The 19,916-nt window shown below is 60.9% G+C and carries 19 protein-coding genes; 7 read left to right on the top strand and 12 right to left on the bottom strand.

Annotated features, from left to right (window positions below):
* Positions 1-68: 68 nt before the first annotated feature.
* Positions 69-542, top strand: coding sequence for a prepilin peptidase (locus ACQY47_RS11470; protein WP_428557115.1), 474 nt, complete (start codon positions 69-71; stop codon positions 540-542).
* A 126-nt stretch (positions 543-668) separates the two neighbouring features.
* Positions 669-1,451 (top strand): response regulator transcription factor, encoded by a 783-nt coding sequence (locus ACQY47_RS11465; RefSeq protein WP_428557114.1) that lies wholly within the window; start codon positions 669-671, stop codon positions 1,449-1,451.
* Between the two features lie 188 nt (positions 1,452-1,639).
* On the opposite strand, the gene ACQY47_RS11460 is transcribed toward ACQY47_RS11465, so the two are convergent.
* Genes ACQY47_RS11460 through cpaB form a run of 8 tightly spaced genes read right to left on the bottom strand, consistent with a single transcriptional unit; the run spans position 1,640 to position 9,052 of the window.
* Positions 1,640-1,909 (bottom strand): DUF3613 domain-containing protein, encoded by a 270-nt coding sequence (locus tag ACQY47_RS11460; protein WP_017136724.1) that lies wholly within the window; start codon positions 1,907-1,909, stop codon positions 1,640-1,642.
* A gap of 2 nt (positions 1,910-1,911) precedes the next feature.
* Positions 1,912-2,634 (bottom strand): tetratricopeptide repeat protein, encoded by a 723-nt coding sequence (locus ACQY47_RS11455; protein ID WP_017136723.1) that lies wholly within the window; start codon positions 2,632-2,634, stop codon positions 1,912-1,914.
* Positions 2,635-2,644: 10 nt separating this feature from the next.
* A complete protein-coding gene (locus ACQY47_RS11450; protein ID WP_428557113.1) occupies positions 2,645-3,538 on the bottom strand; it encodes a type II secretion system F family protein in 894 nt (297 codons plus the stop codon).
* A gap of 1 nt (position 3,539) precedes the next feature.
* Positions 3,540-4,421: a type II secretion system F family protein gene (locus tag ACQY47_RS11445; RefSeq protein ID WP_428557112.1), complete on the bottom strand. Its 882-nt coding sequence runs from the start codon at positions 4,419-4,421 to the stop codon at positions 3,540-3,542.
* A gap of 19 nt (positions 4,422-4,440) precedes the next feature.
* Entirely contained in the window at positions 4,441-5,703 is a 1,263-nt protein-coding gene (locus ACQY47_RS11440; protein ID WP_428557111.1) for a CpaF family protein, read from the bottom strand.
* A complete protein-coding gene (locus ACQY47_RS11435; protein WP_428557110.1) occupies positions 5,700-6,893 on the bottom strand; it encodes a pilus assembly protein in 1,194 nt (397 codons plus the stop codon). The genes ACQY47_RS11440 and ACQY47_RS11435 overlap by 4 nt, the downstream gene beginning before the upstream one ends.
* Positions 6,890-8,110 carry a type II and III secretion system protein family protein gene (locus ACQY47_RS11430; protein WP_099548151.1) on the bottom strand — a complete coding sequence of 407 codons (1,221 nt, stop codon included), beginning with the start codon at positions 8,108-8,110 and terminating at the stop codon, positions 6,890-6,892. Before ACQY47_RS11430 ends, ACQY47_RS11435 begins: the two co-directional genes overlap by 4 nt.
* A 15-nt stretch (positions 8,111-8,125) precedes the next feature.
* Positions 8,126-9,052, bottom strand: a complete 927-nt coding sequence (gene cpaB / locus ACQY47_RS11425; protein ID WP_099488030.1) for a Flp pilus assembly protein CpaB — start codon at positions 9,050-9,052, stop codon at positions 8,126-8,128.
* A gap of 331 nt (positions 9,053-9,383) precedes the next feature.
* On the opposite strand from cpaB, the gene ACQY47_RS11420 reads away from it, so the two are divergent.
* The 3 genes from ACQY47_RS11420 (at position 9,384) to ACQY47_RS11410 (ending at position 10,307) form a co-directional block, all read left to right on the top strand.
* The gene (locus ACQY47_RS11420; RefSeq protein ID WP_200433799.1) at positions 9,384-9,578 is read left to right on the top strand and encodes a Flp family type IVb pilin; all 195 of its coding nucleotides are present in this window, start codon (positions 9,384-9,386) and stop codon (positions 9,576-9,578) included.
* Positions 9,579-9,644: 66 nt separating this feature from the next.
* Complete coding sequence (locus ACQY47_RS11415; protein WP_200433800.1) at positions 9,645-9,839, top strand: Flp family type IVb pilin; 195 nt, start codon at positions 9,645-9,647, stop codon at positions 9,837-9,839.
* Positions 9,840-9,899: 60 nt separating this feature from the next.
* A complete protein-coding gene (locus tag ACQY47_RS11410) occupies positions 9,900-10,307 on the top strand; it encodes a response regulator (protein ID WP_200433801.1) in 408 nt (135 codons plus the stop codon).
* Between the two features lie 905 nt (positions 10,308-11,212).
* Here the strand turns inward: ACQY47_RS11410 and ACQY47_RS11405 are convergent.
* From ACQY47_RS11405 to ACQY47_RS11390, 4 genes are all read right to left on the bottom strand, one after another.
* On the bottom strand, positions 11,213-12,895 hold the full coding sequence (locus tag ACQY47_RS11405; protein ID WP_428557109.1) for a ShlB/FhaC/HecB family hemolysin secretion/activation protein: 1,683 nt from the start codon (positions 12,893-12,895) through the stop codon (positions 11,213-11,215).
* A gap of 183 nt (positions 12,896-13,078) precedes the next feature.
* Positions 13,079-14,878, bottom strand: a complete 1,800-nt coding sequence (locus tag ACQY47_RS11400; RefSeq protein WP_428557108.1) for a collagen-like triple helix repeat-containing protein — start codon at positions 14,876-14,878, stop codon at positions 13,079-13,081.
* Positions 14,879-15,180: 302 nt separating this feature from the next.
* Positions 15,181-16,029, bottom strand: a complete 849-nt coding sequence (locus ACQY47_RS11395) for a MaoC family dehydratase (protein WP_428557107.1) — start codon at positions 16,027-16,029, stop codon at positions 15,181-15,183.
* A 2-nt stretch (positions 16,030-16,031) separates the two neighbouring features.
* Entirely contained in the window at positions 16,032-17,375 is a 1,344-nt protein-coding gene (locus ACQY47_RS11390; RefSeq protein WP_428557106.1) for a 3-oxoacyl-ACP reductase, read from the bottom strand.
* 114 nt (positions 17,376-17,489) lie between these two features.
* Between ACQY47_RS11390 and ACQY47_RS11385 the strand changes: the two genes are divergently transcribed.
* Positions 17,490-18,767, top strand: coding sequence for an acetyl-CoA C-acetyltransferase (locus ACQY47_RS11385; RefSeq protein ID WP_428557105.1), 1,278 nt, complete (start codon positions 17,490-17,492; stop codon positions 18,765-18,767).
* A 134-nt stretch (positions 18,768-18,901) separates the two neighbouring features.
* A complete protein-coding gene (locus tag ACQY47_RS11380; protein WP_017134705.1) occupies positions 18,902-19,798 on the top strand; it encodes a PA4780 family RIO1-like protein kinase in 897 nt (298 codons plus the stop codon).
* Positions 19,799-19,916: the final 118 nt, after the last annotated feature.

Raw genomic sequence — 19,916 nt, 5'->3', positions numbered from 1 at the left:
GCGTCTACCCTGACGGCTACTACTTGATATCAGCATAGAATCAATCGGCGAAAAGGGATGTTTTTTACGTGATCCATAGCGCAGTGGTGCTGTTGTGGTTGGGGCTGTGTGCCGTACAGGACGTTCGCCAGCGCTTGCTTGCCAATCGCCTGACGCTGGGCGCGGCGTTGTTGGCGTTGATCTACCTCCTGTGGACGGGCAACACCTGGCTCGGCGCTTCCGTCGGGCAGGGGCTGTGGGCGTTTTTTCTGGCGCTGCTGTTGACCTTGCCGGGTTACGCCCTGGGCCGCCTGGGCGCCGGCGATGTGAAGCTGCTCGCGGCCTTGGCGCTGGCCTCCAATGCCGACTACCTGCTGGGGTCATTTGTGGCGGCCGCCATCGCCAATCTGCTGTGGCTGTTGGCCGCGCCAAAGCTTTGGCCGCTTATGAGTCAAGGGGTTAAAAACCATCTGGGTTACCTGGCGCCGGATCCGTCAAGAAAGCTGCCGTTTGCGCCGTTTTTACTGGTGGGTTTTGCCGCCACCTGGTTTTGGATCCATTAATCGCCTGAGGGTATTAACGCTATGTACATAGTCAGAAAGTACGTCTACGTTTAATACGTGGCTGTACAGGAATATTCGTGGTGAAGGATTAGTCAAACTTTTGGCTTGCAATGCATGGAGTAGCGCGTGAACAAGCTTACCTCTGCTGTAAAAGTGCTCGTGGTCGACGATCAACCGCTGATCGTGGAAGAGCTCTGTGAATTTCTTGAAAGCAGCGGTTTCCGCTGTGTCCCGTGTGAATCCAGCCAGCAGGCCTTGAAGCGTTTTACCGAAGACGCCGAGATTGGCCTGGTGCTGTGCGATCTGCATATGCCGGACATGGACGGCATCGAGTTGGTCCAGGCTCTGCAGAAGGTTGCAGGCAAGCAGCGCGCCTTTGAGGCGATCATGTTGACCGGCCGCGCGGACAAGCAGGATGTGATCAAGGCGCTGCGCGCAGGGATCGCGGATTACTATCAGAAGCCAATCAACCTCGATGAGCTGCTCGAAGGCTTGCAGCGCCAGGAAGCGGCGTTGGAGGAGCGCAAGAAAGAGCTGCAGCTGGGGCACTTGAACCAGAAGCTGCAATTTCTTTCCGAATCGATCAACGACCTGTACCAGGACCTCGATAAAGCACGCCGCAGCCCGCCAGGGCATGAGAGTGACGAGGTGCCTGCAGAGGAGGCCGGGCCGGTGGAAATTCCGGCGATCTTCAACCAGCTGTCGCCACGTCAGCTGGATGTGGCGCGGCTGGTGGGCAAGGGGCAGACCAATTATCAGATTGCCTGTGAGCTGGGCATTACCGAGAACACCGTGAAGCTGTATGTGTCCCAGGTGTTGCGCCTGACGCACATGCATAACCGCACGCAGTTGGCGCTGGCGTTGTCGCCTAACAACTCGGCGATGCGCCAGCGAGTCACCGCCCACTGAGTGGGAGCGGGCTTGCTGTGGCGAGGGAGCTTGCTCCCGTTGACTGCGCAGCAGTCTCCGGCTTTTTTGGGGGCGCTTCGCACCCCAGCGCAAGCAAGCTTGCTCGCCACAGAAAGCCCGCTTGTGTCTGAATGATCGTTCCCACGCTCTGCGTGGGAATGCCGCCCAGGACGCTCCGCGTCCTGCTATCAACTACCGCCCTGGGCTGTCCCGCCCGCCTTCTGATCGAAGTACTCCGGAATCGGGTGCTTGTAGCTTTCCAGCAAGCGTTGCGCCGCCAGGTCACGCTCGGCGGCTGAGGCTTTTTGCTGGGTGCTTGAGGCCGCTTTCCCGCTGGACTGCAAGGTCAGCCAGCTTTCGGTCACCGCCTGCTGCGGCGATGACGGGCCGGGCTCAATGGCCATGACACTGAGGGGCAGTGCCAGCACGGCGAGGCTGGTGAGATATAGCATTTTCATGATCAATTCCTCGGGGTGCTTGCGGCATCACTCATGGTAGCCACTTGGTCTTTGACCTTGGCGACGGGAACGCTGGCGCCTTTGAGTTTCTCGGCGCGGGCCTGGGCGTCGGTAACTTGTTCCGGGCTCAGGTTCATTTGGCTGGCCACCTGCGCGGCCTGCTTCCAGTTGTCCTGATAGATCATCAGGGTCACCAGATTGATCGCCGCCAGCGGGTCGCTCTGCTTGAGCTCCATGGCAGTCATGAACTCGAAGCGTGCGTCTTCCAGGCGCAGTTGGTTGAGGTACACCACGCCCAGGTCATTGCGGATTTTTTCATCCGTCGGCGCCAACCGGGCCGCGCGTTGCAAGTGCGCCATGGCTTGGCCGTTGTCGCCCTTGGCCGAGGCCAACTGGCCCAGGCCGTGTTCGCCTTCAGCCGCCATGCAGGTGCCGATCAGGCTTTGATAAAGCGGCTGTGCCTCGCTACGCCCGAGCAGACGATACGCCTTGGCCTGGCGCAGGCGCACCTGGGGCAGGTTGGCCGGCAGGCTCTGCAGGTTCGCCAGGCTGGCGTGCAGCTTGCCGTCGCCGGCCATTTCATCGGCCAGGTTCAGCGCCAGTTCCTGGTCCGACCCTGGTTTGGGGCAACTGCCGCCCGCTGTCAGGGCCGCCCACGGCGTTTGGCCGTTGGTGGCACAACCCCCGAGAAGCAACAGGCTCAAACCGGCTATCAAGGCTTTCATCGGGCGGTCCTCATAAGTTACTCAAGGCCCGGGAGATGCCGATGAACGCCGGCCCCCCGAGCACGATCAGCAGGGCGGGAAACAGGAACACCATCATCACCACCGACATCTTTGCCGACATCTTCGACACGAATTCCTGAATGCGTGTGAGGCGGCGGTCATCGAGCAATTGCTTGAGCGCCAGCAGCGATTTCATCGCGCCGCCGCCTTGCTGGACCAGTTGCTGGAGGATGGTGCAGGTGTCGGTGAATTCATCCACGGCCAGCATCCGCGCGGTCTTGCCCAGTTCTTCGCTCAGCTCCAGGCCGGAGTCGACACGCGTCAGGATCAGGCGCAACTCATAGGTAAGGTCCGGTAGCAGGCGCTGCGCTTCAATGCTCAGCACGCGCAGCGCTTGTTCAACCGCCATGCCGGACTCGAACAAGATGCGCAGCAGTGGAATGAAGGTCGAGACCTCGCGGGAGATACGCTGTTGGCGCGCCTTGGCGGCCCTGGCCAGGATGCGTTTAGGCAACAAGTAACCGATGCCCATGCCGATCACGGGCGCCAGCCACGGCGAGGCCGTATTGGGAAACAGCAGCTCCTGGCCCACCAGCACCACGCCCAGCGCCAACAACGGCGTGCCGACCTGCAGGGCTGCGAACATTGAGCGTTGGCTGGCCTGGCGCCAACCGACGCGGCTGAGCAGCAGTTGGGTTTCGTTGTCCAGGCTGACGGAGCGTTGCGCGATAGGGCTGTTGCCCAATTGGCGCATCAACGAATTGAGCGTGCGTTCATGCCCCATCTGGCCCTGCAAGCGCTGGGCGACCAGGCGCTGGCCGCGCCGGTGTTTGAGCAGGTTGGCCAGCACCAGCGCCAGGGCGGCCAGGAGCAATACGGCGCTGATCAGCAGTGGGATAGCCATCTCATACGCTCCGCAGCATGCGCCACAAGGTGAAGCAGCCCAGCAGTTGCATGCCGAGTGCCACGAACAACAGCGTGCGCCCGGTGCCGTCGTTCCACATGGTCATCAGGTACGCCGGGTTCACCGCCAGGAAGTAGCCGATCATTGAAATGGGCAGGGCGCCGAGCACGTAGGCGGTCACGCGGGTTTCGCCGGTCAAGGCGCGCAATTGGCGGGCGGCCTGCTCGCGCTCGCGGATCATCTTGATCAGGTTTTCCAGCAGTTCGCTGGCGTTGCCGCCATAGCGATGGTTGATCTTCAAGCCCAGCGCAAAGAGGCGAAACTCATCACGCTCGTAGAACTCGGCAAAGTCGTGGGTCGACTCCGGCAGGCTTACGCCCAACTGCACGTTGCGGCGGATACGGCCCATCGCCTCTTGCAACGGGTCTTCAGTGATCTCGATGCCGCCCAGCACCGAATCCGCCAGGGTGCGCCCGGCCTTGAGGCTGCGCACGGTGTGGTCGAGCAATTGCGGCAGTTGTTCGATCATGCGCTTGATGCGCCGCTGGTAGCGCCAGGCGATGTACAGGCGCAGCAGCAGCGGCGGCAGCACCAGCATCACCAGCAGGCCGAGCCAGCCGGCCACCAGCAGCCCCAACGCCACGCCCAGGGCCCAGATTGCTAACCAGAGGCCCAGGCTGTCGGTGGGTTTGCCCAGGCCTGCGCGCAGGAACATCCGCTCCACGCCACTCCACTGGTTGGCTTCTTCGCTGAGCTGCGGTTGGCCCTCGGCGAGCCGGCTCAGTACCCGCTCGGTCTGGGCACGGCGCAGGCCGTTCTGAAAGGAGCGGATCGACAGGCCGATCAGGATCAGGCAGATGAGTAGCAAAATGGCCCCGGTCATGGTCATGTCCCTTTCAAGGCTAAGCCGGTTCGCGGCGCAGTTTATCGCCGGCCGGGTTGACCGCTTCGCGCAAGAAGCCGAAGCCGGTGCGCCGGTCATGACGGAACAGGGTGTTGGTGACGTACACATCCTCGCGGATACCCACTACCTCCACCACTTCGCTGACGCAGCGACGCCCGTCCGGCAAGCGGGTCAACTGGATCACCACATCGAGCGCCGCGCAGATCATTTGTCGCAGGGTTTTCTCCGCCACCACACGGCCGGTCAAGCCCACCAGGGTTTCCAGGCGCAGCAGCGCATCGGCGGCGTTGTTCGCGTGTACGGTACTCATGGAACCGTCGTGGCCGGTGTTCATGGCGGTGAGTACATCGAGCACTTCCACGCCACGGATCTCACCAAGGATGATGCGGTCGGGGCGCATCCGCAGGGCGTTGCGGATCAGGTCGCTGGCCTTGACCTCGCCGTGGCCCTCGGCATTCGGCGGGCGGGTTTCCAGGCGCACCACATGGGGATGGCCCAGTTGCAGCTCGGCCACGTCTTCGATGGTGACCAGGCGTTCATGGGGGTTGATCAGTTGGCTGAGAATATTCAGCAGCGTGGTTTTACCGGTGCCGGTACCGCCACTGATCAGGATATTGCAGCGCTTGCCCACGGCCTCCTGGAAGAAGTCAAAGATGTTCTGGTCGATGGTTTGCATCGCCACCAGGTCGCTGCTTTTGAGCATGTCCTTGCGGAACTTTCGAATCGACAGGCACGGCCCGTCCAGCGCAATCGGCGGGATGATCGCATTGACCCGGCTGCCATCCGGCAGGCGCGCATCGACCATCGGCGACGACTCATCCAGGCGCCGCCCCAGCGGTGCGAGGATGCGTTGCATCACGCGTTCAACGTGGTGCGAATCAATAAAGCGCAGGTCGCTTTGATGCAGCAAACCGTCACGTTCGATAAATACCCGATGCGGGCCGTTGACCAGGATTTCGGTCACGGACGGGTCGCGCAGCAACACTTCCAGCGGGCCGAAACCGGTCAGTTCATCGACGATCTCCTCGGCCAGGCGCTCCATCTCATAACGGGAAATCGCCAGGTGCATGCGGTTGATATATTCGGCCACTTTGTCGATGACAAACTGCGCCAACAGCGGGCGTGAACCTTCCAGCAAATTTTTGCCCGACTCCTCGATGGCATCGATGATGTAGCGATGCAGCACCAGCTTGAGCCCGTCGTGGTCAGTGTTGCCGCCGACGCCGCGAGCGGGTGAGCCGAAGAGTTTTTCGCCGTTCATTTTCCGGCTCTCAGCAAGCGTTCAAACCAGGTGTGCGAGGGTTTTTTCATGCCTTCGGAGCGCTTCGCCAGGCGCTCGCCCAGGGCTTTGAGGTTGTGGGTCAGGGTTTCTCGCGGGGCCAGGGCGAACAGGGTTTGCCCTTGGTTCTTGGCATTCAGGCGCACCTCCGGGCTCAGCGGCAGTACCGCGATCACCTCCAGCCCATAGCTTTTTCCCAGGGCATCGGCGTCGGGCGCGCAGCCTTTGATGTAGCGGTCGACCAACAGCTTGGCGTGTTCCAGCTTCATGCCTTTTTCGCGCCACTGGTTCAGCACGCCAAGGTTACGCCGGCAGTCCAGAACGCTCTGGTCGGTGCACCACAGCAGCTTGTCGCAATGGCTGACAAAAGTGCGCAGCGCTTCGCTGTCGGGCTGGCCGGCGAGGTTTACCACGATGTGCTGGAAGTGTTGGCGCAAGGCACTGAGCAGCATGTACAGCTCGGCCGCGCTGGTCTGTTCCAGGGGCTCGTCGTTGGGGGCGTAGGCGAGGATGCGCAGGCCGTCTTCGGCAGAGGTAAACGCGCTGTTGATCAAGGTGGTGTCCAGACGCCTGAGGTGGCGCAAGGCATCGCCGAAATTGAACGAGCTTTCCAGCCCCAACAACGCCAGGCTGTCACCGCGCGGCAGGCCCAGGTCGAGCAACAGGGTTTGCTGGCCGCTTTTTTGCACCACCAGCGCCAGGTGGCTGGCCAGCAGCGCGCCGTCGGCATTGCTTTGGGTGCCGTACAGCACGGTGAGGCCACCGAGTTGAGTGTTGGTGGTCACCGGCGGCAGGCGTTTGCTCAGGCGGCGTACCAGCCCGGCGACTTCGCTGGAGCGTGAGCCATAGGCGACAAAATCGCGGGCGCCGGCGCGCATGGCATTGAGTACAAGCTGGTTGTCCATGCCATCGCCGAGGGCGACGATGGCGAGCATCGGCTTGGCCTCCAGCGCGCCTTCGATCAGCGCGCTTTGGGCCACCACGTGTTCGCGGTCGAGGCCGATAAACACCAGGTTGGCGAAGGTCACGTCCACCAGCGCGAGCAGCTCGTCGAGGGTGCCGCTGCCGGCGCTGACCACTTGGCCAAGCGGTGCCAGCGCGCCCTGCAGCCATTCCAGGTCGGTGCTGTTGCGGGTGATTGCCAGAAACGTCTGGCTCAGGCTATCGCTCATTGAGACAACCCATTGAGTCGGTCGAAATTGCCGTTTTCCAGGAAGTACAGGCGGTACCAGTTCGGGTCGTAGTTGCGCAGCTTCTCGCCGGGCAAGGACGGCAATTGGGCGTTGGCGGCCAGCGGCTGCACCAGGTGCGGGGTGACGATCATCAGCAGCTCTTTGTCCTGGCGGTTGACCGAGGAATCACGAAAGAACGCACCGAGAATCGGGATATCGCCCAGGCCTGGAAACTTGCTGATATTGGTGGTGTTGGTGCTGCTGATCAGGCCGCTGATCACGAAGCTTTCGCCGTCGGCCAGTGACACGCTGGTGTCGGTGCGGCGGATGGTCAGGGCCGGCACCTGGATGTTTTGAATGACCACGGCATTGGTGTAGTCCAGCTCGCTGACTTCGGGGGCCACCTTGAGGGAGATGCGATTGTGGTCGATCACCGTTGGCGTGAGTGTCAGGCGAATGCCGAACTCTTTGTACTCGATCGAGATGTTGTTGCTGGCGCTGCTGGGCACCGGGATCGGTACTTCGCCGCCGGCCAGGAAAGTCGCACTTTGCCCACTCATGGCTACCAGGCTTGGACGCGCCAGGGTGTAGGCAAAACCACTGCTTTCCAGGGCATTGATCAGGGCAGAAACCCGCCCGCCGCCAAAGCCGATATTAAAGTTGGTGGTGCTCACCGGCAGCTTGAACGTGTCGACGGTAGGCGAGAGCAATTTGGGGCTGCCGAGGAAAAAGTTGCTGCCGATGCCGAGGATCTTGGTGCTGGCTTCCTTGAGTTTGGAGCGGCTGACTTCGACGAAGCGGATATCGGTCTGTACCTGGCTGGGCAGCGTCGGGTCTTCTGACGGCGACAGCGACAGGCTGGTCAATGCCGAGGTAGCCTTGCCTTTGACGAACACCATGCTTTGGCGCGGCGTGTTCGAACAGGCGGTCCAGACCATCAGGCTGGTGGTGCCGGAGGCCACGCCGGTGAGCAGGAAACCGCGATCGCCATTGAGGTGTACGTCGGCAATTTTCGGGTCGCCAATGGCCAGGCGTGTGATGGCGACAGGGGATTGCAGCTCCTGTTGCAGGCCCTCGCCCACCGACAGTGCTGCGGGTAATTGGCCCAGGCTGCCGCAGTTGCCCGGGGCGGCTGCAACGAGCCCCACAGACAAGTTCGACAGCATCAGGGCACAGGCGATTTTCAGCGTGAACACCGGTGCGAAACGTCGGTTCATGCACAGCATCCTTGTTCAGTCGGGTGTTTGTTGGGTTGCTTGATTACCGCGTATCACCTCAACACCGGTGCGGCGCGCGGGGCCACCCTGGGCGACTTTTTTGGGCGCCTGGACGAAGGCCAGTTGGGTGAATTGGTAGAGGTCGCGGTTAGCGCTTTGCAGCTTGCCCGGTGCATCGCTCTCACCGGCCCAGTAGTGGCTCAGCAAGCGTTCATCGGCGCTGCGCACCGCCAGGCGCAAGGTGCCGGCCTGGGTCGCCAGCATCAGTTGGCTCAGCAGTTGTTCGGGCACGGCCAGCACCACGGTGCGAGAGGGGGCATGGCGTTGGGCTTTTTCTTCGGCGGTCATTGCTGGTGGTGAAGCGGGAACGCCGTCGTTGGTCAGGCCCATTTGATCGCCGACACTGAGCAGGCGCATGGCAGGGATCACCACTTGAGCGGATTGTTCGACGTTGGCGACGTCCTGGCGCAGGTACAGCAACACGTCCACATAGTCGCCTGGGCTCAGTTGGCCGGCAGCGCCAATCACTTCATCGACGGCAACCGCGAGGGCGCGTTCGTTGGGGCGGATCATGCGGGCCAGCGGGCCACCGGGGCTGAAGCTCTCATCGTTGAGCCAGGTGCCGGCCTGCAAGGCGCGCCATGGTGTGCGGCCGATGGCCTGGTCAACACTGGTCATACTGCCCGCTGGCGCTGTGCGCAGTTTTTCGATGCTCAGGTCTGCGGCGGTCAGGGCAATAAAGGGCGGTACATCGTGGGCCAGCACCACCACCGATTGGCGGGTCTGGTCCTCGACCACGGCGACGGCTTTTTCTACCGGTGCGGTAGGCGGTGGTGGCGGCGCCGGGGCAGGTTCGCGGCTGAGCACCAACCCCCAATAACCGGCAAACAGCGCACCGACCAAGAGCACACCGGCAAGTACCATGCTGAGACGCGTGTTCATGACGGCTCTCCTTTTCCTGTTGCACCAAAACCCGTCGATCCCAACAGGCTAATTCCGCAACTCGGCTGCTATGAACAGTGACTAACTATTTCGCTATTTGAAGGTAGTTCAGCTAGGACAAAATGCCATTACTGACAGAAAGATTTCTTCGTGGCGCGCCTCGATAGCCTTGAAAACAAGGGATTCAGGCGCCAACAAAACGACCACTACTTTGTGATTAATCAGTTCTTACAGTTGTGAGGGTGGGGTTTGTTGACAATGCTGAGGTGGCACATGGCAATTACTGTGCAGCACCGAGCTAGGGCGTCTGGTCGCCCATAGGAGTAGTACGATGATCCTCGAACTGTTGATTAAACTCCATGTTCAACTTCAGCTACTTTTTCATCGCAAAGAAGGCGCGACCGCGATTGAATATCTGATTCTCGTGGCAATTGTAGCATTGGTGATACTGGCAGCCGGGACGACCCTGGGGCCGAAGATCACTACATTCTTTGGCAAGATCCAGACGGCCATTACTACAACGTAAGTAATGACTATTCAGTTCCGTGGGCAGAGCCTTGATATGGCGTTGGGTCGCCAGAGGAGAAGTAACATGGTCCTTGATCTGTTGGTGAGACTGTATGTGCAACTGCAGGTGTTTTTTCGGCGCAAGGACGGCGCAACGGCAATTGAATATCTCATTCTTGTGGCCATTGTAGCGTTGGTGGTACTGGCGGCTGGGACGACGCTGGGGCCTCAGATTACGACGTTCTTTGGCAAAATTCAGACGGCGATTACCACGACTTGAGTTTGGCGCAGCCTGCTGTTGAGTACAGACAGTTTTGATTGATGACATCAGGTAGTGCCCATGAATGCTGCAGCTGCACCTTTGCGTCAACAAATCCTGTTGGTGGACGACGAAGAAGATGCCCTCGTAGAACTGGCGGAGTCGCTGGAGAACGAGGGCTTCGTTTGTTTTACCGCTACCTCTGTGACTTACGCGTTGCAAGAGCTGACGCTGAATCCTGACATTGCCCTGGTTATTACTGACCTGCGTATGCCTGAGGAGAGTGGCATCTCGCTGATCAAGCGCTTGCGTGAGCACACGGATCGTCAGCATTTGCCGGTGATTGTGATGTCTGGGCATGCGGAGATGGATGATGTGAGTGACATGCTGCGGTTGCAGGTGTTGGATTTGTTTCGCAAGCCCATTTATCTGGTGCGCTTGATTGATACGCTTAACAGTCTTTTTCCTTTGCGTAAGTCTCGGTTGTAGCTGGGGGGTGTTGAGTACATATCCGTTGCTGCGGTAACGGCCGCCTATGGTTCCGCTCTTACAGCGGGTCACTTTTGGCAAACGCCCCAAAAGTAACCAAAAGGTCTGTGCCCCACCACTCGGCACCTCGCTTAGGCTCGGTGTGCCCTCACTCCGGCTTGAATCCGTGGGCCGCCGCGATGGGCCATCCTTGGCCCAGCGCGGCTAACCCGGCGTCCTGCCGGGTTACCCACGGATTCAAGCCTGCGTTCGGCCAGCGTGGTTAACGGGGCGTCTCAGATCAAGATCAAGATCAAGATCAAGATCTACAGCACGGCGGCCTGAAAGCCGACCTGAGTGGTTGAAGCAAAAGCCAGATCAAGTGCAAAGCCAAAGCCTATCTGAATACACTGAAGAATTGCTTTTCTGTGGGAGCTGGCTTGCCTGCGATGCAAACACCTCGGTACATCAGGCACACCCAGTTGATGCCATCGCAGGCAAGCCAGCTCCCACATTAGACCGAGCATGGATTTGCTGTTGCTGTTGCTGTTGCTGTTGCTGTTGTCCTTACATCCTTTTCGATGACGAAGTCAGCGGTCTTTTGATCTGCGCTTGTGATCTTGATCTTGATCTGAAATCGCCCCGTCAAACACGATGGCCGGAATCTGACAGTGATTTGGGGGGTAAACCGGCAGGGATGCCGGTTTAGCCGCGCTGGGCCAAGGATGGCCCATCGCGGCGGCCCCCCAAATCACTGGCGGATTGCGGGCATGCCGAGCCTAAGCGAGGCACCGAGTGTTGGGGCGAAGACCTTTTGCTTACTTTTGGGTCTTTCCAAAAGTGAGCCGCTGTAAGAGCGGAACCATAAGCAGCCATCACCCAAATAACGGATATGTACTCCGCAGCCCCGCAGCCACCCACAACCCTCACAACTGATAACTGAAACTCAAGGTATACCGCGGCCGACGGTTAAAGCTGTCCAGGGCGATGTCCGACATCGGCTTGGCCGCTTCCAGGGCGATGTTGTAGTACTTGTTGTCGCCGAAGCGCAGGCCCACGGCCGCCGAGGACATGTCGTTGCCTTTGACCGGCAGTTCGTTGAACCAGGTCTTGGCGCGGTCAAGCACCACATACGGTTGCAGGATCTTCACCCAGTCGCCAGCGCGGTTGAAGCTGTAGTTGACCTCATACGCCACGCCCCAACCCTTGTCGCCCGAAGCTTGATCATCGGGGTAGCCACGGCCGAAGTTCTGCCCGCCAAAGGTGGCGCGCTCGCTGTCGGGCAAGGTGGCGTCGCTCCAGTAGAACGCACCCGAAAGCACGCCTTGCCAGTTGTCGAAGAACTTGTCGCTCTGCACGCCGGAAAGGCGCAGGCGGAAGAAGTCCAGATCAGGTTTAGCCGTGCCCAGGTCGCTGTGGGCTCTGGCACCCAAGCCGTTGATGCCTTGGTACAGGCCGGCGCTGAGGATGCGCAACTGGCGGGTGTCGGACTTGCGCCAGTCACCCTCGAACGCAAGGGCGCGCAGGTCGCTTTCGATGTCGAAACGGTTGGGGTAGCCCACGAGTTGATAGCGCGTGGTCTGGTCCACCGCATACAGGCGTGTGGCCAGGGTCAGCGACTCATTGGGTGAGGCAATCAGCGGGTGGCTGAGGCCAATGGTGTAGCGGTCGATCGACTGGTGCGGCTTGAGCTCGAAGCCGCCGTCCAGCTGGATATTGCTTTTGGGGTCGGCGCGATAACGCTCGGCGCCCAGTATCAACTGGCTGCCCTCGGCATTGATGAATTGGCTGTAGCCCACGCGGTAGTAATGTTCTTTGTCGTCACCCGGCGGGAACAGGCCGCTGACGTAAAGCTGCTCGCCCATGGACGTCTGGGAATTGCTGGTGGCGGTGAGCAACGCTTGGGTGCCGTTACGGTTGTTATCGACCAGGCTCATGCTGGTGGTAAACGGTTTGCGCGAGGCTTCGATCTTCATGTGCGTGGCGCCATCGGTAGTGCCCGGCGGCGGCACTTGCGCCTGCAGGGTCACGCCGGGAATACGCCCCATCAGCGTGGTATAGCGCTCGAACGTCTTGCGCGTGAGCGGTCGCTCGGCCAGCAGTTTGTTAGCCAGCTTGTCGACGTAGGCCGAGACTGAGCCGATGTCGCCGCTTTGCTCGTAATCCTTGATGTAACCCTCCACTAATACCACGCGCACCAGGCCGTTTTCGAAGGTCTGTTGCGGCAGGAACGCGTAGGACAACAGGTAGCCGTCCTGCTGGTAGCGACGCGTGATCGTGCGGGTGGCTTCGATCAGTTGCGCGAGGTTGGTCTCACGGCCAATCAGGGGCGCATAGGCCTTGGCTGTTTCGTCCAGCGGGTAGATCGTACCGCCCTCGATCTGCAGCTTGCGGATGGTGACTTTGGTGTCCATCAGCAACGGCTGGTTCTGGGTGGCAGGCGCTTGCGGCAACTGGGTCTGGGGTGTGGTCGGCCGATAAGCGTCGGCGGGCAGGTTGGGCACCGGCAAGTTGCGGATGGTGTCGTTGCTGTTGAGGAAGCTGGGAAGGGTCTCGGCCTGAACGTAAGCACTGAGGGTGAGCAATAACAACGGCGTCAACACGCGCATAGGACACTCCATGGTCAAACTGCAGCAGCGTTTCGGGCCCGCCGGGTTCTGGGACGCGGTTCGGGAGGGCCAGGTTTTTTAGATAAGACCGGCCCATAAAAAAGACGAGAGACTTATAAGGGTCTCTCGTCTCAACCAAGCGTAGGCGCTGTAGGGGAGGCCGTCTAATCGGCCAGGTGCAATTTATTTTTTGCCGGTCAGGCCGTTCAGCAAACCGCCCAGACCGCCGCTTGTACCCGTGGTTGTAGTGCCACTGCCCGATGTGCTGGCGCCGGTGCCGCCGGTGAGGCCGCCGAGCAAGCCGCCGCTACTGCCACTGGTGCCACCGGTGACCAAACCACCTACCGAGCCTACGGTGTTGCCGACTGCGGTGACGGTGGTACCTACCGCGTTGGTGACTGGGTTGGCATTGGCTGCGGTCAGGTTAGTGCCGATACCGCTCACTGCACCGCCGACTTGTGTCACCAGACCGTTGACCGGAGCGCCGAGGCCGGTAGTGGTGCCGACGTTTTGGGTCAGGCTGGTTACACCGGACGTTACTGGGTTAAGCGCCGCGCCCACGTTAGTGGCCAGGCCTGCCACCGGCGCAGTGGCGGCGGTGTTGGCGACGCCCGTGCCACCGAGAACGGTGCCGAGCGAGGCGACCGTGTTGCCCAATGCGCCACCGGTGACACCTGCTGCACTCACAGTGCCGTTGGTGTTGCCGGCGTTCAGGCCGCTACCCACGTTGGCCACCAGGCCACCGACCAGTTCAGGCAGGCCGGGCGCTGCTGCGCCACTGGCTGGAGCGACATAGCCGCCGGATTTATCGAGTGTGCCGCCTACGCCCGTCAGAGCGCTGCCGACGATGGTGGTAACAGGGTTGCCGGTGCCGCCAGCACTGGCGACTTGGGTGCCCAGGCCGGTGACGGTGCTGCCGACTTTATCCAGCAGCCCATTCACAGGGGTGCCCAGGCCGGTTGCCTTGCCGAGGTTGCCGGTAGTGTTTTCCACCAGCGACACCACAGGCACCAGTACTTTGCCGCCCACTGTGTTAGTTAACGAGCCCAATGGGCCAGTGGTGCTGGCAGTGCTGACGGTATCGCCGAGCATGGTGACGGCTTGACCGACTTTATCCACTACACCACCTACCGCTCCACCGACGCCACCGGTCAAACCGCCCACTACGGGTACGCCGCCGAGGGTGGTCGAGAGCGATTTCCCAGTGGTCGACAGGCCAGTGCCCAGATCGGCAACGCCATTACCTACACCTGCGACCGTGATGCCCAGGGAGTTGCTGTTAGTGCCCAGCGAACCAAGACCGTTGGTGACGCCAGTGCCGATGCTGGTGACTGCAGTGCCGGTCGCCGTAACCAGGCCGCCTGCTGTTGTGCCGACGATAGGCACATTGTTCAAGGTCGAACCGAGGTCACCGACCGCTGCGCCTACGTTACCGACAGTGCCGCCCAGGGTGCCGGCAATCTGGCCGGTAACCAGAGGTGTAGTGGTTGAACCTGTGCCGCCGCCGGTTCCGCCACCTGTGCCACCGCCAGTGCCACCGCCGGTTCCGCCACCAGTGCCACCGCCGGTTCCGCCACCAGTGCCACCACCGGTGCCGCCACCGGTGCCGCCACCGGTGCCGCCACCTGTGCCACCGCCGGTTCCGCCACCAGTGCCGCCACCGGTTCCACCACCTGTGCCGCCGCCAGTGCCGCCGCCGGTTCCGCCACCTGTGCCACCGCCAGTGCCACCACCGGTACCGCCATCTGTACCGCCGCCAGTGCCACCACCGGTTCCGCCACCTGTACCACCGCCAGTACCACCGCCAGTACCACCGCCAGTACCACCACCAGCGCCGCTACCTGCACCTGCATCAGGAGAAGATGCCGCCACACTGCTGTGATGCCCGCCACCACCGCTGCTGCAGCCACCGAGGCTCATCGCCATGACCAGGGCCAGCGCGGTACTTGCTTTCCAAAGCACTACTTGAGTTTGAGTTTTCATGATTGAGTTTCCTTGCACCTGTACAACCTGGGTTGTTTTCAAACGCTCGCTATTTCTAGGGATAGCGATACGTTTGTCCGTGTTGTCATCACAGACCCGGGCACTCTTTCGCGCAACGCTCAACTTGGTATTAACGATTTATATACACCGGGCTGCAGTCGGCTTAATGACTAATACGAAGGGTGTAATCGAGGGGTGTATCAAGATATTTATATTTTAAAAATCATGGGCTTGAATAAACAAACGGACGCCGAGGCGTCCGCTATAACTTAGGGTGTATATATACAATTAATGTGCTTTTTTCAGGCGATGGGTTGCCACTTACCGAGCATATGTTGAATATCGCCGGGGCCGTTCAACTGTAACTCTCCGCTCGAGCCTGCGGCGCTGCTGAGCAAAACAACTTCACTGGGCAGGCGTACCGGTTTTTTGAACTCGACGTCTATTTCTACATTGGCGGCAGGCAAGTGCTCGTGTAGCGCGGCCAATGTACGGGCGGTATTCCACAGCCCATGAGCGATAGCCTGGGGAAAGCCGAACAGCTTGGCCGTCAGCGCGCTCAGGTGGATCGGGTTGTAGTCGCCGGATACCCGCGCGTATTGGCGGCCGATATCAGCGGGCGCCTTCCACCGCGCCAGTTCGCTGACATTGCCGAAGACGGACAAGGGCTCCACTTGCGCCTCGCCGTCCAGCTTCACGCCTCGACACAGCATGCGGCTGTCGGCTTCCCACAACAGTCCCAGCGCATCCTCGACCGTGGTCACAATGTCAAAGGTCGCACCTTTGGCGTGGGGCTGCAGATTGTGCGCGTATACACCGACCAGCAGGTTATTCACGCCGCCCAATGGCCGGTGGATACGAATGCGATTGCTCAGGTGAATCAACCCCAGCAGTGGAAAGGGGAATTTTTTGTCGGTGAGCAATTGCATCTGCAAACCGAACGCCAGGATATGCGGGTAAGTGCCCGGCAGCACCGGGCTGTCGGCAAACCCGCAGACCTTGCGATAAGCCGCGACGTCGGCCGGGTTCACGCGCACATGGCAGCGCAACCCTTCATCCGGCAAGGTGCTGCCGCTGATCTTGCGCTTGAGCGCCGCCCGCCAATACAGCGGCAACAGAAACGGGGTGCTGTCCAATGTCTGCCACTGCATAGTCACGCTCCCAGCAGGCTTTGCCCACATACGCGCAGCGCCTGGCCGCTGACGGCCCCGGAACCCGGCTGCCCGAGCCAGGCGACGGCTTCGGCCACGTCTTGCGGCAAACCACCCTGGCCCAAGGAACTCATGCGCCGCCCGGCTTCACGCAGGGCGAAGGGAATGTGCGCGGTCATCTGGGTTTCGATAAAACCCGGCGCGACCGCGTTGATGCTGATGCCACGCTCGCCCAGCAGCGGCGCCCACGCCTGGGCCAGGCCAATCAGCCCGGCCTTGCTCGCGGCGTAGTTGGTTTGCCCGCGATTACCGGCAATCCCGCTGATCGACGCCAGCAGCACTACGCGGCCGTTGTCGTGCAGGGTGCCGCTATCAAGCAGGGCTTTGGTCAGCACTTGGGGCGCGTTGAGGTTGACCGCCAGTACGGCGTCCCAATATTCCGGCGTCATGTTGGCCAGGGTTTTATCGCGGGTGATGCCGGCGTTATGCACCACGATGTCGATGCCGTCCGGCAGGTGTTCGATCAACTGTGTGGCCGCGTCTTCGGCACAGATATCCAGCACCACAGTGCGCGCCCCCAAGCGAGCGGCGAGGGCTTCGAGGTCGGCCTTGGCCTGGGGCACATCCAACACGATCACTTCGGCACCGTCGCGCGCCAGGGTTTCGGCAATGGAGGCGCCGATACCACGCGCAGCACCCGTGACCAGCGCCATGCGCCCGGCCAGCGGGCGCGTCCAGTCTTCAACCGGGGTGGCGCAGGCTTGCAGGCGAATGACCTGGCCAGAGATATACGCACTTTTCGGTGACAGGAAGAAACGCAGCGCGCCTTCCAGCTGATCTTCAGCGCCGTCGCCCACATACAACAGTTGCAACACGCCGCCGCTGCGCAATTCCTTGGCCAGTGAACGGCTGAAACCCTCCAGGGCACGCTGTGCACTGGCGGCAAACGGGTCGCTGAGGCTTTCCGGCGCGCGTCCCAGAATCACCAGATGTGCGCTGTGATCGAGATTTTTCAGCAAAGGCTGAAAGAATTCGCGCAGTTGCTTGAGCTGGTCGGTGTGCTGCAAGTCGCTGGCGTCAAACACCACGGCCTTGAGCTTGGGGCCGTGGCCTGGGATCCAGGTCGACGATTCGGCGCCGTAGGTGTAAATCGCGTCGGTCAGTTTGTGCGCAAATACCTGCACCTTGGCGGCCAGCGCGCCACCGCCCAGCAGCAGAGCACCTTCCACCGGGCGCAGGCGCCCAGCTTGCCAGCGTTCCAGGCGTACCGGTGACGGCAGGCCAATGGCGGCGACCAGGCGATGGCCGAGGCTTGAGTTGGCGAAGTCGATATAACGGTCAGACATGGAACGCTCTCCGAGTGCTGGGGTTCAAACGGTGGACCATCAATAGGTGAAAGTCGTTCGATTGAGCCTAGGCTAGGCTCAGAGATTCACCCCATAACCTTCAGGGAGCTTTCCATGACTCAATTGCGCCGTGTAGCGATCATTGGCGGTAACCGCATCCCCTTCGCCCGTTCCAATGGCCCATATGCCACGGCGAGTAACCAGGCGGTGCTCACCGCTGCCCTCGAAGGCCTGATCGAGCGCTACAACCTGCACGGCCTGCGCATCGGCGAGGTGGCGGCCGGTGCGGTGCTCAAGCATTCGCGCGACTTCAACCTCACCCGCGAATGCGTGCTGGGCTCGCGCCTGTCGCCGCAAACCCCGGCCTATGACATTCAGCAGGCGTGCGGCACCGGGCTGGAAGCGGCGTTGCTGGTGGCCAACAAGATTGCCCTGGGGCAGATCGAATGCGGGATTGCCGGCGGCGTCGACACTACGTCCGATGCGCCGATTGGTGTGAATGAAGGCCTGCGCAAAATCTTGCTGCAAGCCAACCGCAGCAAGTCCATGGCGGATAAATTAAAAGTCCTGTTACAACTTCGTCCCCATCACCTTAAGCCTGAGCTGCCACGCAATGGCGAGCCGCGCACGGGCCTGTCCATGGGCCAGCATTGCGAGCTGATGGCGCAGACCTGGCAGATACCGCGTGCCGAGCAGGATCAACTGGCGTTGGAAAGCCATCAGAAAATGGCCGCGTCCTACGCCGAAGGCTGGCACAACGATTTGCTTACGCCGTTTCTCGGCCTGACCCGCGACAATAACCTGCGCCCCGACCTGACCCTGGAAAAACTCGCCAACCTTAAACCGGCGTTCGAGCGCAGTGAAAAGGGCACGCTCACCGCCGGTAACTCCACGCCACTGACCGACGGCGCCTCCTTGGTGCTGCTGGGCAGTGAAGCCTGGGCCAAAGAACGTGGCTTGCCGATTCTGGCTTACTTGCGCGATGGCGAAGCGGCGGCTGTGGATTTCGTCAACGGCGCCGAAGGCCTGCTCATGGCACCGGTGTACGCGGTGCCACGCTTGCTGGCGAGAAATGGCCTGACACTCCAGGATTTTGACTACTACGAGATTCACGAAGCCTTTGCTGCCCAAGTTTTGTGCACGCTCAAGGCCTGGGAAGACCCGGAGTATTGCAGGACGCGTCTGGGGCTCGACGCGCCGCTGGGCGCCATTGACCGCAGCCGGCTCAACGTCAAAGGCAGCTCATTGGCGGCCGGCCACCCGTTTGCCGCCACAGGCGGGCGCATCGTCGCCAACCTGGCCAAATTGCTCGACGCGGCGGGCAAGGGCAGAGGGCTGATTTCGATCTGCGCCGCTGGCGGCCAGGGCGTGACGGCGATTATCGAACGCTGATTGCCGACGAAATTGGCATATTGAGTGCATTCTTCAGCGGTCAGAGGTCGGTAGCCCCTCCCACCGGCGCGCCGATTGCCGTATAACGAGTGCCATACGCGTATTTGGTAATAAAGGACCCACAATAAAAGCTGATGAAGACTCCTAAACGCATTGAACCCCTGATCGAAGACGGTCTGGTCGACGAAGTGCTGCGCCCTCTCATGAGCGGTAAAGAAGCAGCTGTTTATGTGGTGCGCTGCGGCAATGAATTGCGTTGCGCCAAGGTTTACAAGGAGGCGAATAAACGAAGTTTTCGTCAGGCATCCGAATACCAGGAAGGCCGTAAGGTTCGTAACAGCCGCCAGGCCCGGGCCATGGCCAAAGGCTCCAAGTTCGGCAAGAAAGAAACCGAAGACGCTTGGCAAAACGCTGAAGTGGCGGCGTTGTTCCGCCTCGCCGGCGCGGGCGTTCGCGTGCCTCAGCCATTCGACTTCCTGGAAGGCGTGCTGCTGATGGAACTGGTGGCCGACGAGTACGGCGATGCAGCGCCGCGTCTTAACGACGTAACGCTGGAGCCGGACCAGGCGCGCGAATATCACGCCTTCCTGATTTCCCAGATCGTGCTGATGCTGTGTACCGGCCTGGTGCACGGTGACCTGTCCGAGTTCAACGTACTGCTCACGCCGACCGGCCCGGTGATCATCGACCTGCCCCAGGCAGTGGATGCGGCGGGCAACAACCACGCATTCAGCATGCTGGAGCGGGATGTGGGCAACATGGCTTCCTACTTCGGGCGTTTTGCCCCGGAGTTGAAGAAGACCAAGTACGCCAAGGAAATGTGGGCACTGTACGAAGCCGGCACCTTGCACCCGGCCAGCGTGTTGACCGGCGAGTTTGATGAGCCGGAAGAGCTGGCGGATGTGGGCGGTGTGATCCGCGAAATCGAAGCGGCGCGGCTGGATGAAGAGCGCAAGCAAGCGGTTCGGGCGGCGGATGATGCGCCACCGAGCAAGACCGCGGAAGAACCGCCGCCGCCTTGGATGCAGTGATCTCCCGGCAATTGGAGATCTAAAAAGTGTGGGAGCTGGCTTGTTGTGGGAGCTGGCTTGTGTGGGAGCTGGCTTGCCTGCGATGCAGACACCTCGGTATGTCAGTTAAATCGCGGTG

Source organism: Pseudomonas edaphica (genome assembly GCF_965277385.1).
Taxonomy (GTDB): Bacteria; Pseudomonadota; Gammaproteobacteria; order Pseudomonadales; family Pseudomonadaceae; genus Aquipseudomonas; species Aquipseudomonas edaphica.
The sequence above is the reverse complement of the archived record's forward strand: the minus strand, read 5'-3'. Positions and strand labels throughout refer to the sequence as shown.

Coding starts and splice junctions, on each gene's coding strand:
- ACQY47_RS11460 (WP_017136724.1), bottom strand. CDS start 1,909: ATGAAAATGCTATATCTCACCAGCCTCGCCGTGCTGGCACTGCCCCTC.
- ACQY47_RS11455 (WP_017136723.1), bottom strand. CDS start 2,634: ATGAAAGCCTTGATAGCCGGTTTGAGCCTGTTGCTTCTCGGGGGTTGT.
- ACQY47_RS11450 (WP_428557113.1), bottom strand. CDS start 3,538: ATGGCTATCCCACTGCTGATCAGCGCCGTATTGCTCCTGGCCGCCCTG.
- ACQY47_RS11445 (WP_428557112.1), bottom strand. CDS start 4,421: ATGACCGGGGCCATTTTGCTACTCATCTGCCTGATCCTGATCGGCCTG.
- ACQY47_RS11440 (WP_428557111.1), bottom strand. CDS start 5,703: ATGAACGGCGAAAAACTCTTCGGCTCACCCGCTCGCGGCGTCGGCGGC.
- ACQY47_RS11435 (WP_428557110.1), bottom strand. CDS start 6,893: ATGAGCGATAGCCTGAGCCAGACGTTTCTGGCAATCACCCGCAACAGC.
- ACQY47_RS11430 (WP_099548151.1), bottom strand. CDS start 8,110: ATGAACCGACGTTTCGCACCGGTGTTCACGCTGAAAATCGCCTGTGCC.
- cpaB (WP_099488030.1), bottom strand. CDS start 9,052: ATGAACACGCGTCTCAGCATGGTACTTGCCGGTGTGCTCTTGGTCGGT.
- ACQY47_RS11420 (WP_200433799.1), top strand. CDS start 9,384: ATGATCCTCGAACTGTTGATTAAACTCCATGTTCAACTTCAGCTACTT.
- ACQY47_RS11415 (WP_200433800.1), top strand. CDS start 9,645: ATGGTCCTTGATCTGTTGGTGAGACTGTATGTGCAACTGCAGGTGTTT.
- ACQY47_RS11410 (WP_200433801.1), top strand. CDS start 9,900: ATGAATGCTGCAGCTGCACCTTTGCGTCAACAAATCCTGTTGGTGGAC.
- ACQY47_RS11405 (WP_428557109.1), bottom strand. CDS start 12,895: ATGCGCGTGTTGACGCCGTTGTTATTGCTCACCCTCAGTGCTTACGTT.
- ACQY47_RS11400 (WP_428557108.1), bottom strand. CDS start 14,878: ATGAAAACTCAAACTCAAGTAGTGCTTTGGAAAGCAAGTACCGCGCTG.
- ACQY47_RS11395 (WP_428557107.1), bottom strand. CDS start 16,029: ATGCAGTGGCAGACATTGGACAGCACCCCGTTTCTGTTGCCGCTGTAT.
- ACQY47_RS11390 (WP_428557106.1), bottom strand. CDS start 17,375: ATGTCTGACCGTTATATCGACTTCGCCAACTCAAGCCTCGGCCATCGC.
- ACQY47_RS11385 (WP_428557105.1), top strand. CDS start 17,490: ATGACTCAATTGCGCCGTGTAGCGATCATTGGCGGTAACCGCATCCCC.
- ACQY47_RS11380 (WP_017134705.1), top strand. CDS start 18,902: ATGAAGACTCCTAAACGCATTGAACCCCTGATCGAAGACGGTCTGGTC.